Annotated in this window: 11 protein-coding genes; 7 read left to right on the top strand and 4 right to left on the bottom strand. The window is 46.2% G+C overall.

All coding sequences use genetic code 11. The features are described 5' to 3' along the window. Positions 1–17 precede the first annotated feature (17 nt). Positions 18–3,440 carry a PAS domain S-box protein gene (locus QUA44_RS08780; RefSeq protein ID WP_333251281.1) on the bottom strand — a complete coding sequence of 1,141 codons (3,423 nt, stop codon included), beginning with the start codon at positions 3,438–3,440 and terminating at the stop codon, positions 18–20. Positions 3,441–4,260: 820 nt separating this feature from the next. Between QUA44_RS08780 and QUA44_RS08775 the strand changes: the two genes are divergently transcribed. Further along, complete coding sequence (locus QUA44_RS08775) at positions 4,261–5,235, top strand: LysR family transcriptional regulator (RefSeq protein ID WP_333251283.1); 975 nt, start codon at positions 4,261–4,263, stop codon at positions 5,233–5,235. A 121-nt stretch (positions 5,236–5,356) separates the two neighbouring features. After that, on the top strand, positions 5,357–6,421 hold the full coding sequence (locus QUA44_RS08770; protein ID WP_333251285.1) for an anthranilate phosphoribosyltransferase family protein: 1,065 nt from the start codon (positions 5,357–5,359) through the stop codon (positions 6,419–6,421). On the opposite strand, the gene QUA44_RS08765 is transcribed toward QUA44_RS08770, so the two are convergent. Beyond that, on the bottom strand, positions 6,405–6,629 hold the full coding sequence (locus QUA44_RS08765; RefSeq protein WP_333251288.1) for a hypothetical protein: 225 nt from the start codon (positions 6,627–6,629) through the stop codon (positions 6,405–6,407). The genes QUA44_RS08770 and QUA44_RS08765 overlap by 17 nt on opposite strands. On the opposite strand from QUA44_RS08765, the gene QUA44_RS08760 reads away from it, so the two are divergent. The 5 genes from QUA44_RS08760 to QUA44_RS08740 all read left to right on the top strand — a co-directional run bounded on the left by QUA44_RS08760 (position 6,618) and on the right by QUA44_RS08740 (position 11,176). After that, a complete protein-coding gene (locus QUA44_RS08760; protein ID WP_333251291.1) occupies positions 6,618–7,223 on the top strand; it encodes a molybdenum cofactor guanylyltransferase in 606 nt (201 codons plus the stop codon). The genes QUA44_RS08765 and QUA44_RS08760 overlap by 12 nt on opposite strands. Positions 7,224–7,320: 97 nt before the next feature. Further along, a complete protein-coding gene (locus QUA44_RS08755) occupies positions 7,321–8,496 on the top strand; it encodes an aminotransferase class V-fold PLP-dependent enzyme (RefSeq protein WP_333251294.1) in 1,176 nt (391 codons plus the stop codon). Between the two features lie 426 nt (positions 8,497–8,922). Further along, complete coding sequence (locus QUA44_RS08750; protein ID WP_333251295.1) at positions 8,923–9,270, top strand: DUF6717 family protein; 348 nt, start codon at positions 8,923–8,925, stop codon at positions 9,268–9,270. A 14-nt stretch (positions 9,271–9,284) separates the two neighbouring features. Then, complete coding sequence (locus QUA44_RS08745; RefSeq protein WP_333251298.1) at positions 9,285–10,631, top strand: LCP family protein; 1,347 nt, start codon at positions 9,285–9,287, stop codon at positions 10,629–10,631. 20 nt (positions 10,632–10,651) lie between these two features. After that, positions 10,652–11,176: a pentapeptide repeat-containing protein gene (locus QUA44_RS08740; RefSeq protein ID WP_333251300.1), complete on the top strand. Its 525-nt coding sequence runs from the start codon at positions 10,652–10,654 to the stop codon at positions 11,174–11,176. 127 nt (positions 11,177–11,303) lie between these two features. On the opposite strand, the gene QUA44_RS08735 is transcribed toward QUA44_RS08740, so the two are convergent. Continuing rightward, positions 11,304–12,557, bottom strand: a complete 1,254-nt coding sequence (locus QUA44_RS08735; RefSeq protein WP_333251301.1) for an S-layer homology domain-containing protein — start codon at positions 12,555–12,557, stop codon at positions 11,304–11,306. Between the two features lie 406 nt (positions 12,558–12,963). Further along, positions 12,964–14,535, bottom strand: a complete 1,572-nt coding sequence (locus tag QUA44_RS08730) for a GmrSD restriction endonuclease domain-containing protein (RefSeq protein WP_333251303.1) — start codon at positions 14,533–14,535, stop codon at positions 12,964–12,966. Between the last annotated feature and the right edge of the window lie 40 nt (positions 14,536–14,575).

Below are 14,575 nucleotides of genomic sequence, written 5' to 3'. Positions count from 1 at the left end.
ATAACAACAGTTAACAGTTAGCTGTTGACTGTTGTTATTGGCAGCCGCACTCCGAAAGTCGAGCCGAGTCCTTCCCCAGGACTTTCGGCCCAGACACTGCCGCCGTGGAGTTCCACGAGATGGCGGACGATCGCCAATCCCAGTCCCAGGCCGCCGTAATTGCGCGTAGAAGTGCTGTCAGCTTGGCGGAAGCGATCGAACACCAACGGCAAAAACTCCTTGCTAATGCCAATTCCCGTATCGCTGACAACGATCGAAACAGAGTGAACCAGAGACGGCCCAGACAAGATGGCGCCACCCGCCGCTCCCGGTTCCCCATCCTCCGAAAGCCTTATTTCCACGCGACCCGACGGCGGCGTAAACTTAATAGCATTCGAGAGCAAATTAGACACCACCTGCTGCAAACGAGTAGCATCGCCCCTCACCGAGCTCAGCCCTTCGCCACAAAAACTGACCAATTCAATTCCCCTAGCTTCAGCATCAGGAATCAGCGCCTTCACCGCCGTTTCTACAATCCGCACCAAATCTACCGGGAACAGCTTCAAACACACTTTGCCACTGACAATCCGGGAAACGTCCAGCAAATCCTCAATCATCTGAGTCTGCAACCGCGCGTTTCGCTCAATAGTCTCCAAACCCACAGCGGTTTTTTCGGCACTCATCTGGCGCTGCCGCAGCATCTGCGCCCAGCCCAAAATTGCGTTCAGAGGCGTCCGCAACTCGTGAGAAAGCGTTCCCAAAAACTCGTCTTTAATCCGGTTGGCCTCTGCAGCTTCCCGGTAAAGCCGCGCATTGTCGATCGCCACCGCGGCATCCCGCGCCAAATCCTCCAGCAAAACCAAATCGCTCTCCCCGCAGCGACGGCCAGATTCCCCGCACAGCAACGAAATCGCTCCCAGAGTCCGCCCGCGAGCGATTAGCGGCACGCAGATTGCCGACAGCACCTGGGATCGCAGCACCAACTGCAGTTCCCTGTCCGGCACAACCGCCTCGATCACCCATTCCGGTATTTCTGCGTATAGCTTCGACTCCCCAGTCCGCAGCACCTTTGCTACTCCGTGCCGTCCCTGGGGGTCTAGTGGCATACGCCGATCGATTTGCCACAGCAGAGCGACTTTGCTCGGATCTGAGTGAGCAACTGCTTGCAAGCGGATCGAGCCGTCGGCATCAAGCAAATGCACACAGCACCAATCTCCCAGCCCCGGTACTGTTAAATCTGCCAAACCTTGCAGCGCCTTCTCATAATCCAGGGAAGCAGACGACAGCAAAGCCAAAGCTTGAGCGTTAAAATAGGCTGTTTGGGCCGATCGCTGGCGATCGTCAATATCGGTACAAGTCCCGAACCATTTGAGAATTTTCCCCTCCGCGTCCCGCACGGGCAATGCCCTGCCCAGATGCCAGCGGTAAGCCCCGTCAGATGCGCGTTTAAAGCGGTATTCCACCTCGTAAGTCTTCCCTGTCTCCACCGAGGTCTTCCAGCTTTCTACAGCATCTTCCACGTCATCTGGATGCAGGGCTAGCTGCCACCCCCAGCCTTGAGTTTCCTCCAGCGTCAAGCCAGTATATTCAAACCAGCGCTGGTTGTAGTAGTCGAACCAGCCGTCGGCTCTGGCAGTCCAAACTATTTGCGGGATGGCTTCAGCGAGGACGCGGTACAACTGTTCGCTGGCTTCGGCTTGGCGACGGGCGGCCTGTTCCCGCGCCAATGCCCAATTCCGCTGTTCTTCGGCCTCTTTGCGAGCGGTGATGTCGCTAATCACGCCGATCCATTTGCAGGGATTACCTTGTTTGTCAAGCACTGCTTTGCCCCGATCGATCCAGTGGAGCAAGCGGCCCCCTTGGCACTGAACGCGGTATTCCTGAAAAAATGGGGCGGCAGAACTGTCTGGCGCACTCAAATACCGATCGACTGCGGCCAAAACTCGATCGCGGTCGATCGGATGCAAGATACTGTTCCAAGCTTCTCTTGTCCTCGGAAATCCGCCTTTTTTGTACTCCAAATGTTCGTCTACGTGACCGAACCACAGCACGATACCCGTTTCGATATTCCATTCATAAATTAAATCACTGGCACTTTCTGCCGCAATCCGAAACCGCTCTTCAGACTGTCGCAGCACTTCCAGAAATTTAAAGCGTTCCGTCACATCCAAAACCAGAGACAGCACCGATACCAACTGTCCCGAATCGCTGTAAAAAGCCGAATTGTACCACTCGCAGTGTACCAACGAACCCCACTTATTATAATTGCTGTTGCGAACTACATTGCAGCGATTTTCTGGTTGTTTTAAACTATAAATTGCCGATTCTACCTCTGACAAATCGCCCTTAGAAATAAAGTTCCATTCGCTAAAATGCTTGCCTAAAACCTCTATGTTTTCCCAACCAAAAATCCTTTGTGCCGCCGGCGACCACCCGCTGAGACGAAAGTTTTCATCCCACTCAATCACCGCTAGGGGCGTATTTTCAAAATGAGAAGTGAGTTTTTGCAGCGCCTCGCGCAGGGATGCTTCTACTTGCTTGCGCTTAGTAATATCGCCAAAAGAAATAGCAATGCCATCGCCCAATTTAACGGTCATAATCCGAAACCAGCCGACAATGCCTTCGCTGTTGTAATAAATCTCGGTTTCGAGGGGAATTCCTGTTTCTAGAACTTCGACGTAACAGTCGAACAAATTGTTATCTTTATGGCCGGGCAGCACTTGCAGCAAGCGCTTGCCGATTAATTCGCCCGGGGTACTCTGCTGAATTTTTGCCGCTGCGGGATTGACGTATTCCCATTCAAAATCCACAATTGTGGATTCGTCGCGAATGCTGCGGAACACGTTAAATCCGTCTAGAGATAATTCCTGAAAAACGCGGAAGCGTTCTTCGCTTTCTTGCAACTTGTCTACAGTGTCAAGCAGGAGTTCCTCGACTCGCTCGCGCTGCGTTATTTCTGCAAGCAATTGCTGGTTAATTTGCTGGAGTTCGGTTGTGGGGAATGCGAGGGAATTTTTAATGGCAGAGTCGGCTTGCGGTCGATCGACCTTTTCAGTTCCCAGCGCCCTATTTCCTGGAAAAGAGGCCGCCCCAGCCATAGCCAAGAATTGAGAAACCCAGGGTATCAGGGACGCTACAGCCCACAAAGAGATGATAGCCGTAACGGCGGCGATCGAACTTGACAGCCCGTAGCTGGGATGCACCAGCATCCAAACTTGCATCAAGTGAGTTGTCCCCCCGCAGAAAAACCAGGCTCCCAATAGGAGAAACCCCTTGCTCAAAGGCACGTCCCGCTGCTTCCGGGCATAGTATGTCAGAAGTGCTGGAATTGAATAATAAGCCAAGGCAATTAACAAATCGCTTACCGCCTGCAGTCCCATCAACTGGGGCTGCCACTGGCAACATCCATCTTGGGGAATAAAATTGTGGTTAAATGACATAATCGAAAGAAATTGCAGCATTTCGGCTTTCCTGTGCGATCGATCATAGTTGCACTTGTGTTGCTGACCCGCTAATTTCTAGTTTATACAGAAAGAAACAGAAAACAAGAGTGACTTGAATCCGGCGATGAAAGTTCACCGCAGGTTTTAACCTGACTGCAATATTCGTACATTTATTGAGAGGCTGAGAGAGAGTGAGGTACTATAAGACCCAAGGAGGTAAAAAATGGAAGGCGAGTTTTAGAGTCCAAAGCCTAGGGAGAAACCAAGCAATTTAGCGCAATTGATGAAGCGATTATAACGACAAAAAACGGATAAAAGCACCCGACTTAAGTCGTGGAGAGATCAAAGTTTGAGATCCAAATTCAAGCTTCCAGATAAATCTGGGGAGTCAATCTAAAATCTAAAATCGACTGACTGTGCAGTTCATTCAAACCTTTTAGCTAGCAGCTTGCCAAATTCTATAAGTTCATCTTTATTAGGCCTCTTGCATAAATATTTGATTGATGGGTTAACCGCAGATTAAAAGCAAATAAACACAGATAAACCCAGATAATTCAATATAGTATGCGAATGAATGCAAGAGGTCTATTGAAGCCGTTTTTTGAGAGGTTTGCAGATTCAGAAATCCCTTCAACATAGGAGAATCGACCTCTAATTGGAGGCTCAGAAATCCTGCCGGAGCAGATTGATGCTTGGAGCGTAGCATCCCCGCCTCTCGCCCCGGAATCAAAACTAATCTGTACCTGTATCAAAGTGTACTAAATTCTTCTACTAAATCGGTTAATGTCACAGATTATCTTCCAGTAAAATTTCTGAAACCATCTCGAATTAAACCTCCATGCGCTTAGAGCAGCTTCAAGCATTTCTTTCAGTTGCTGAAACGGGTAGCTTTCAGCAAGCGGCCCGGAAGTGCGGCGTTACCCAATCGACTATTAGCCGCCAAGTGCAGGGATTAGAAGCGGAAGTGGGTTTGTCGCTGTTTCACCGCACGGCCCACGCGAAACTGACTGTGGGAGGGGAATGCCTGCTACCTCACGCTCGCAAAATCTGTCAGACTTGGCGAAATGCTGCTGAAGAGTTGGGAGATTTACGGGCAGGAAAGCAGCCGGAACTGTGCGTGGCTGCAATTCATTCGGTTTGCGCTGCTTATTTGCCGCCTGTGCTGCAAAAGTTTTGCCACGACTATCCTAACGTGCAGTTGCGGGTGACTTCCCTGGGGAGCGATCGAGCTCTGAAAGTCCTCAAAGACGGTTTGGTGGACATAGCGGTGGTGATGAACAACCGCTATTTTACTCAAGCCCCGGAAATGTTGGTTGAGGTGCTCTACAATGAGCCGATCGAGGTGTTGATGGCGGCGGGTCATCCCCTGGCCCAGTACGATCGAGTACCTTGGCCGGAATTGATTTGTTACCCGCAAGTGGTGTTTAAGGACGGGTACGGAATGCAGCGGATGGTGCAAGAACAATTTGGACGCATGGGTGCTAAACTTCATGCTGTTTTGGAACTCAACACTCTTGATGCTTTTCGGGGTGTGGTGCGACAGGGGGAATTGATTGCTTTGCTGCCGCATTCAGCTTTGGTGGACGCGAAGGGCGATCACACTTTAGCAATTCGGTTGATCGCCCAAGATCGGTCAAATTCCAAGGTTTCGGCTATCGGTCAATCAGTAGCCGATCCGACTTGGACTCGCGAAGTCGTGTTGGTGACAACTCACGATCGAATGCAAATTCCGCCGATCGCCCATTTCTGGAATCTGGTACGCGAATTTGTGCCGCCATTTGATGTAATCAAGCTAGGAAAATCAGGGAGTTAATTCGATAATTTTGAATTGAGAGTTGGGAATTTTAAATTTAAAACGATTCAAATATTACCAATTACTAACTACCACTTACTAACTACCCACTACCAACTACCAATTACTAACTTCAAAAGTTATGAGTGACGCATTTAGAGAATTGCTGCGAAAAATTGGCAGCGGAGTACACACAGGAGAAAACTTAACTCGCTCCGAAGCAGCAGCAGCCACCCGGATGATGCTGCTGGGAGAAGCAACACCAGCTCAAATCGGAGCTTTTATGATTGCCCACCGCATTAAACGGCCCACCGGTGAAGAATTAGCCGGAATGCTCGATGCTTATGAAGAATTGGGGCCTATGCTTGCCCCTCCAAACCGAGAAAAAGGGTTTTCCGTCTCTACCGTCGCCGTGTTTGGCGTTGCTTACGACGGGCGATCGCGCACGGCTCCAATTAGCCCTTTAACAGCCCTAATTTTAGCCGCTAGGGGCGTCCCAACCATCATGCACGGCGGCGATACCATGCCAACCAAGGAAGGTATTCCCTTGATTGAAATTTGGCGCGGTTTGGGAGTTGACTGGAGAAAACTGAGTTTAGAAAAAGTCCAGCAAGTTTTTGACAGTACGGGTTTAGGTTTTGTTTACCTTCCCAAGCATTTTCCTCAAGCCGCCGCTTTAGTTCCCTACCGCCGCGAAATTGGTAAACGGCCACCTTTTTCGACAATGGAGTTGATGTGGTGTCCCTGTGCCGGCGACGTTAACGTTATATCGGGCTACGTGCACCCGCCGACAGAAGGTATGTTTCAAAAAGCCTTTGAGTTGCGCGGAATCAAAAATTATACCACTGTCAAGGGATTGGAGGGAAGCTGCGATTTGCCGCGCGATCGGACTGCAATTATCGGCATTGCTAAGCCGGGTGCCGAGTTTGAGCGAGTGCTTTTAGCCCACGGAGATTACGGTTTTAGCAGCACAAATCCTCCCTTGGAATCAGCCTCTGAGTTATTAAAACAAATGCAGGAAGTGTTGCTGGGTAAACCATCGGAATTGATGCAGTCCGCTATCTGGAACGGCGGCTTTTATCTGTGGCGCAGTGGAGTTTGTTTGGATATGAGCTCGGGTTTGATTGAGGCAGAAAATTTATTGAGCAGCGGTCAAGTCGTGCAAAAACTTGAGGAAGTTAGCAAAGCCGTTAGTGTTTTGAGTTGAGAATGATTAATCGGGTTGTGTGTGCAGTGGGTACGCTACATTGAGCAGGCTTTGTACACAGCACCCTACCGAGAGAAATTTTTCTTCCTTCTTCCCTATTCCTTCTTCCCTCTTCCTTCTTCCTGACATCCGTTACATCCGTTACATAATCCGTTGCCGAACTTCCTTCTTCCTTCTTCCCTCTTCCTTCTTCCCAATGACAAATCATAAAATTGCTGTAATTGTGCTTGCAGGCGGTCAAAGTTCGCGGATGGGTAGGGATAAAGCTCTGCTGGAAATTGAGGGCAAATCCCTATTGCAGCGGGCGTTGGAAGTTGCAGCAGTAGTAGGGCCAGAAGTTTATGTTCTGACTGCTTGGCCCGATCGCTATCGATCGACCTTAACCGAAACATCCCAATTTCTGGTAGAGTACAATCCGGGCTCCGGGCCCTTGGTTGCATTGACTCAGGGATTGACAGAAATTGCCGCCGAGTGGATTTTACTGTTAGCTTGCGATTTGCCTTTATTGGATGCCCAGATTATTCAAAATTGGGCAAGTCAGTTAACCGAGTTTCCCGCATCAACTTTAGCAGTTGTGCCTTATCAAAATTCGCGCTGGGAGCCTTTGTGTGGCTTCTACCGCCAACAATCTCTGCCAAGTTTGCAAAGTTTTATTGACAAAGGGGGACGTTCCTTTCAAGTGTGGTTAAATCAAATCCCCGCAATCCCTCTACCTGTAGGGGAACGAGAAGCAGTAATGTTATCGAATTGCAATACATTAGAAGAGTTTGAGCAATTAAAAGGTAAAATGGGTAACGGTTGACGGTTGACAGTTGACAGTTGACAGTTGACAGTTGACAGTTGACAGTTGACAGACTAATGACTACTGATTAATTACTAATGACTACTGACTAATACTAATGATTAACCAATATTGGTTGCTCGATCGCAATATAACTTTCCTCAATCACGGCTCTTTTGGGGCCTGTCCGATTCCCGTACTGGAAGCGCAAACCAGTTTTCGGGAACAACTGGAAAGAGAACCCTTGCGCTTTTTAATGCGGGAATTTGAACCATTGTTGGATAATGCAAGAAATCAGTTAGCAGCATTTATCGGTGCGAGTGAGGATGACTTGGTTTTTGTCCCGAATGCAACCACGGGAGTAAATGCAGTTTTGCGATCGCTCTGTTTTTCTCCGGGCGACGAATTGCTAACTACAAATCAGGAATACAACGCTTGCCGCAACACACTTAATTTTGTAGCCGAGCGTACAGGTGCTAAAGTAATAGTAGCAGAAGTCCCCTTTCCAATTGAGTCACCCGACCAAATTATTGAAGCAATAATTAAGTGCGTTTCACGGCAAACAAAGTTAGCTTTATTAGACCACGTTGTCAGCCAAACAGGTTTAATCTTTCCCATCAAACAATTAGTAGGCGAGTTAGCTAACCGTGGCGTGGATGTGTTAGTAGACGGAGCTCACGCGCCGGGAATGGTAGCGCTGAATTTAGATGAAATTGGCGCGGCTTACTATACGGGAAATTGCCACAAGTGGCTGTGCGCGCCCAAAGGTGCGGGCTTTTTATACGTGCGACGCGACAAGCAAGATGCCATTCGGCCAACTACAATCAGTCACGGTGCTAACTCGCCGCGCGCTGATAAATCACGCTTTCAACTAGAATTTGACTGGATGGGAACTGTCGATCCGAGTCCTTATTTGTGCGTGCCTGTAGCTATTGATTTTATGGGTTCTTTATTGAGCGGCGGCTGGCCGGAATTGAGGGCCAAAAATCATGCTTTAGCATTGGCGGGGAGAAAAATATTGGCCGATAAATTAGATTTGCCGCTGCCTTGTCCTGATGAAATGGTGGGTTCAATGGCTGTTGTGCCACTGGCAGACTCCCAATCTGATGCGGTTGCAAAGGGAGGAATTCCACCTTTGCAAGAGGCGCTGTGGGAGATTTTTAAAATAGAAGTTCCGGTGATTCCTTGGCCGGATGCTAGTAAGCAGTTGGTGAGGGTTTCGGCTCAGTTTTACAATACTTTGCCGCAGTACGAATATTTAGCTAAGGCGCTGGTTGAGCTGACGAGAATTTGAGCGCGAGCTTTCCGAAAACAAACATAACACCCAACTACAAACAGTTATAGGTTTGTAGTTAGGGTGTAGTTTTCATAATTGTGGTGAATACAGAGTATTCGTCCTTACTACCCACATAATAATTGTTACAAAACAAGGCACAATTTGATCGCAAAATCCGGCAACGAATAACCTTTAACGCTCTTTAAATTTGCCACCATTTACCTCAACTCAAAAAAAGTCAAAAAAACAGCTCTCAATCCCGATAGCCCTAGATTTCGCCAATCCACCCAATCCTAATAAAGTTTGTAAATAACCCGCGAAATTTCCTAAGTTAAAACAGGGTTGTCAAATCGGATAGCGCACAACTTCCGCGCAACAGAATATAATGTATCAACACTTGCATTTTCGCAGACAAAACAAAGGAAAGGAAAAGAGGAGAATACCATGTCCAATGCCATGATGGTAATTTACCCCTATCGCGAACAGTACACCTGGGTTTTTGACGACGAGCGAGTCGGACTTGTCCGAGAACCATTTGTTCAGGGCGTCCCCGAAATGATTAACGCGCTCGTCGCAGACATTCCCAATGCCGATCGAGGTTTCCGACTTTTATTTTCCGCCAACCCATTTCCCGGATATCAAGCAGAAATGCTGTGGTTGAAAGCAGAATACGGCGGTAACTGGTATCGGTGGGAATCCAAAAATCTCGAAGGCTGGCTGTGTCCGGCTATGTTCAAATACTTTCGAGAAGCACCGCCCAAGTTTTACTGCCAAGCTGAAAAACTGCAATAATCAACAGCAAGTCAATGAAAAACTTGTCAATTTTTAAAAGAAACTTTGTTAAACCAGTCGATAAAACCTCTCGAAAAAAGCCTAAATTATTCCTGTATATATTTGGGCTATTTTTCCTAGTTTTCACAGCCGCCATCTCCGCCGCAATCGGGGCAATTACCGCCCTGTTAGCTCCCGTGGAACCGCCAGTTATCAGTAGAGTCTTAGAGGCTACTGGCTTTAACTATTCATCATCCAACTCTGGATACCGCCTATCGCGCCCAGTTAATATCTTGATATTGGGAATTGACCGCGTGCCGGAAGCTGCAGCCAATGGCCCTAAGATGTTTAACGGTCGCAGCGATACAATCCTCTTATTCCACCTCGATCCTAGAGATAAATCTATTAGTTTGCTTTCTGTTCCGCGAGATACTAAAGTCGAAGTTCCCGGAATTAGCGTCAGCAAAATTAGCGAAGCCAATGCCAGGGGAGGAGCAGCTTTGGCGACGCGATTGGTTAGCAGTATGCTGAACAATACGAGAATTGAAAGATACGTGCGAGTCAGCAGCAGTGCGTTTCGGGAATTAGTCGATTTGTTGGGCGGAGTTGAGGTATTTGTACCTCGCGCAATGTCCTATACAGATACCGCCCAAAAGTTAAAAATAAACTTAGCCAAGGGATGGCAAACTCTCAACGGAGAACAAGCAGAACAATTTGCTCGATTTCGCAACGATGGTTTAGGAGATATTGGTCGCATTCAGCGACAGCAATCTTTAATTCAAGCTATTCGGAACCGCCTCACAAGTCCATCAGTATTGGTGCGCTTGCCACAAATTGTTCGATTGATGCAAAAATATGTGGATACAAACCTAAATTATGAGGAAATATTGACCCTGGCAAATTTCGGTTTGCAATTGGAGCGAGAGAATTTTAAAATGGTAATGTTGCCGGGAAGTTCTAGTTCAGAACAAGCCGATTTGAGGAGTTATTGGATTTTAGATGCGATCGGGCTCGATCGCATTATGACACAATATTTCAACCAGAGCGTGCCGGATTTTGCACAAGGACGATTTCGCAATCCAACCGAGTCTGTTTTGCCCAAAAACCTCAAAATAGCTGTCCAAAACGCTTCTAATAAACCAGCAACCGCAAAAACCGTTGCTGAATTTCTCAGAAAAAAGGGCTTTTTTAATGTATCTGTAGTGCAGGATTCACCGGAGAAGCAGCGTCAAAGTCAAATTATTGTTCAGCAAGGCGATTTAGAGGCAGCGAATCTACTGCAAAAAGAGTTAGGCGGCGGTAAAATAGAAGCATCTTCTACCGGTGAAATCAATTCTGACTTGACACTTCGCGTTGGCGAAGATTGGGTAAAACGATTTTAATTAGTCATGAGTCAATTACCATGAGTGCAATATCTGTGAAAAGTGTCTTCCGAATTTTCCTGAGCCTGTTTGTAAGTTTAGTGTTGGCTTTTGGGTGGGTGCTGCTGAGTGCTACTCCGGCATTTGCCCTGCCGAAAACAAATATTAATTACACAAATATTAATTTGTCCGATCGCGATTTCTCCAATTCTGACTTAGCGGGCGGAACATTTGTCGCGGCCGAAATGCGGGGAACCAACTTTCAAGGCGCTGATTTAACTAATGCGATTTTGACTAAAGGAGTTTTGCTGAATGCCAACTTGTCAGGTGCCAACCTCTCCGGTGCTTTAGTAGATAGAGTTACATTCGACGGCGCTAATTTGACGAATGCGAATTTTTCAGAGGCAATTATGACTCGAACTCGGTTTTATGATGCGGCAATTTCCGGCGCTGATTTTACGGACGCGATTATCGACGCTTATCAAGTTACTCTCCTGTGCGAGAAAGCAGATGGTGTCAATCCCGTGACTGGAGCTTCTACCAGCGAAAGTTTGGGATGTCCGTAGCAATTCACACTTAAAAAAATCCCTGGCTAATTATTTGATTAAATGCACCTGTAGCGAGGTAAAATACACACATTAAAGCCCCTCTCCTGCAAGGCGAGGGGTTTGAAAAAAATTCCAAGTGTCGGCTCTATCGAGCGCTACAAATGCCTGTGCTGGCAGTACCAACTACCAAATCGGAATTCAAAAGCAAATCTAAATCGGTGTCGGGATTAACAGCATACAAATCGACTTTATCTCTACCCAAAAACACCCCGATCAAAGTCCCGATTCCCGCGCCCCCCAGCACCTCTTCAGTCGCGATCGCCCGATCGCCCGTAACACCTGCGATCGCCGCCGCTGCTGCAGCACCCAACGCCGTATTCTTAACCAGATTACCAACATTAACGCCCTTGGTAACAGTTTCTTTCCTAGTAATCAGTTGCGAAGTGGCCACCAGAGGCACTCTGCTGCCGTTGATTATACTTAATTCTTGAGCCACAAACTGAACGCCCGAAGCAGTCGATCGCAATTCGCCGCTAATTTTCGAGCCTTCGGGTATCAGCACTTGGCCATTATTACCCGTGATATCCGCAGCCACAGTCAGCGTAATCGGAGACTTGTCATTGGGGCCGAGCAAAATCTTACCTTTTGCATACTCGATTGGAATAGTCACCCCGCTGGGAATTTTCACAGCCACAGATTCGCTAACATCAATCTTGGCAATGTAAGGAGAATTAATTGCTCTTGCTTGATTGGTACTCACCAATGTTTGATAGATAAAAGCAGCTACTTCAGCTCGCGTTGCTGACTTGTTCGGTTTGAGAGATTTAGGATTGGGATAGCTGACAACCAACTGTTTTTCAGTAGCAGCAGCAACGCTTTTGACAGCATAACTTTGAATCTCACCAGCATCGCTATAGTAGCTGAGAACATCTTGAAAATCGCACGTAGGCTCATAGCCCATGCCGTTATTTAAAGCGACTACAACTTGAACGCGAGGAATCTGCTGTGCCGGTCTGAAAACATTGCCGGGATAGCCAGACATCCATCCCATTTCGTAAGCTTGGGCGATCGCCCCGCTTGCCCAAAAATTAGACGGAACATCGGCAAACCCCACAGCAGCGCGGGTTTTTGCCTTTTTCACAGAACGGATCATTGCCGCGAATTCAGCCCGCGTTACCGGTGCATCCGGGCGGAAAGTGCGATCGGGAAATCCTTTGATAATTCCTCTTTCTGACAAATCTTGAATAAAATCTTTTGCCCAGTAGTTATTATTAACATCCGAAAAAGCTGTCTGAGCAAAAGAAGGCGCGGGAGCTAGCATCGGCGCTGCGGTTCCGGCAACTGTTCCCAATGTTAATAAAACAGATGTACCGGATTTGATGCGATGTAATACAGACATTTTTTGATTCTCCAATTTACACAATTTTTTTATTGAGGAGAACTAAGCTTTTGATAGGCTGATTGATTCTGCCCAACTTGCTTTTTCCCTCTGTTATGTAATCATTATTGAAGAATTTTACTTCGTGTGCGGGGAAGATACGGTCTTTTAAAATAAATATTTTTATGGTGATTGGGTAATTTTAAAATGCTTAAATTCCTTAAAATCCTTATGTTGCTTATCTCCCTTATCTACCTGGTTTCTGCAATTAACAGGATTTACGGACAAAACCGTTTGATATGCGATCGCGATCGCATACCAAATTGTATGAGATTGATTTAACAAAAAAGCAATTGCCTGTCGCTAAAATTTAACCATCGGCGATCGCAATATTTTGGCTCTACATTAAATCGAATACAATTTTTTTTCAATTTTTATAGGTAGTATTGCAGTAGGGGTGAGTTAATTGTGCGTTTTTTAAAGTTCCTAAACCCCCATCAGCTTTTCTTGTAATATGATCGATACTATTAAATCTGCAAGGCAGATACCCTCCACAAATTTTACAAACTGGCCAGCCTGGTAGAGCCTCTCTGATAAACGCAGATGCTTTGGTTTCTCTAGAAAATTCTTTACTCACAATTTCCCCAGTGTCGGCTTTCTTTGGAATTTTCAGAGTCGCAAATCTTTTATCGCCGGATCTTATTTCTGTGATAACATTCTTTTTATCTATACCTCCTGACAACTTATTAATGACTTCTAAGTAGAAGTCTCTCACTAGCTCTCTAGCTTGTAATGCGTCACTCTTCTTGGCAACAAGTTGTGGAACCATATCATAATTCCAAATTACCCATTCAAAGTCTTTTCTTACCTCGATCAATTTAGACCAAGATTTAGTCTGTTGTAAATGTAAAATTAAACTAACCACCCCATAAAAGGAACCAATTTTTGGCTTTCCTTGTTGAGTATAAAAGTATACCAGTGGATGTAAACCCAGAGATGAAGGATCTTTGCTATTGATTCTTTGAGCCACTTTTTTGCACTGCTTTAGTAGCTCAATAGTTTTATCGCCTGTTGAATCTTCTCCCAACTGATTATCGGTTGATATGTTATTGACAATATTTATAAATTCTAAAATCAATTCCAGCTTATCCGAAGATGAAAGATTCCCCACAATTGGTACATCTAAGGTTTTAATGGGATTTGAAAGTTTGGGCTGAAATATAAGTTCGTGTATTTCTTGCGCTACTGTTTCAATCTCATCCTGTTTTTTTTCAGAGAACTCCGACCAATATTTATGACCATTACCACTTCTCACGATCGCACGCGCAGCCACACCATTAGGTGTTTTACGTGCTAGTAGCAACCTCATCTCAGTCTCGCTAATGGGAGCTGCTTTCTGGTTGATTTTGAAAAAAGATTCCTCCGCTTTCATAGCATCACCTTCAACCCATTGAAGTGAAATCGCTGAGGCCCCTAAGTTCCTAGCTCTTTCGAGCATTTTAGGATTAACTTGACCAGGCTGTGAAGTCAATGATTGATAATCTTTGTAAGCTCCTATTTTCTCTTTAATTAGTTTGCGAGTTTCTTTGGCTGCCTCTTTCTGTTCGTCAGTGATGTTGCCGTCATAAAATAGTTTAGAAATTTTACCATCCCCATAATCATCATTAATCCAAGCAAGTAACGAACTCAGTCGATGAGAACCATCAACAACAAAATAGTGGCTACTACCTCGCCAAAGAATAACTGCGGGAATTAAATCTCCATCTAAAAAACTTTCAATAAACTCGCATATTTTTGCTGCATCCCATTCATTACTTTCTCTTTGAAAATCCGGTTTTCGCAAAAACGGATAGAAAAAAGAACTTTGTTCTAGGTCGCGAATACCTATAGTGAGGATACTTCTTCCCATATTGCGTTCGGGCTGATCTTTAATCTCAAATGCGTCTCGGGGAATAAGTGCATCTAGACTAACTGGGGAATTTTTGGATAATTTTGCCATTTTAGGTACCGATTGTTACTTTTTAGTATTTCTTGAGTTT

The organism is Microcoleus sp. N9_A2 (genome assembly GCF_036701775.1).
Taxonomy (GTDB): Bacteria; Cyanobacteriota; Cyanobacteriia; order Cyanobacteriales; family Microcoleaceae; genus Microcoleus.
The sequence above is the reverse complement of the archived record's forward strand: the minus strand, read 5'-3'. Positions and strand labels throughout refer to the sequence as shown.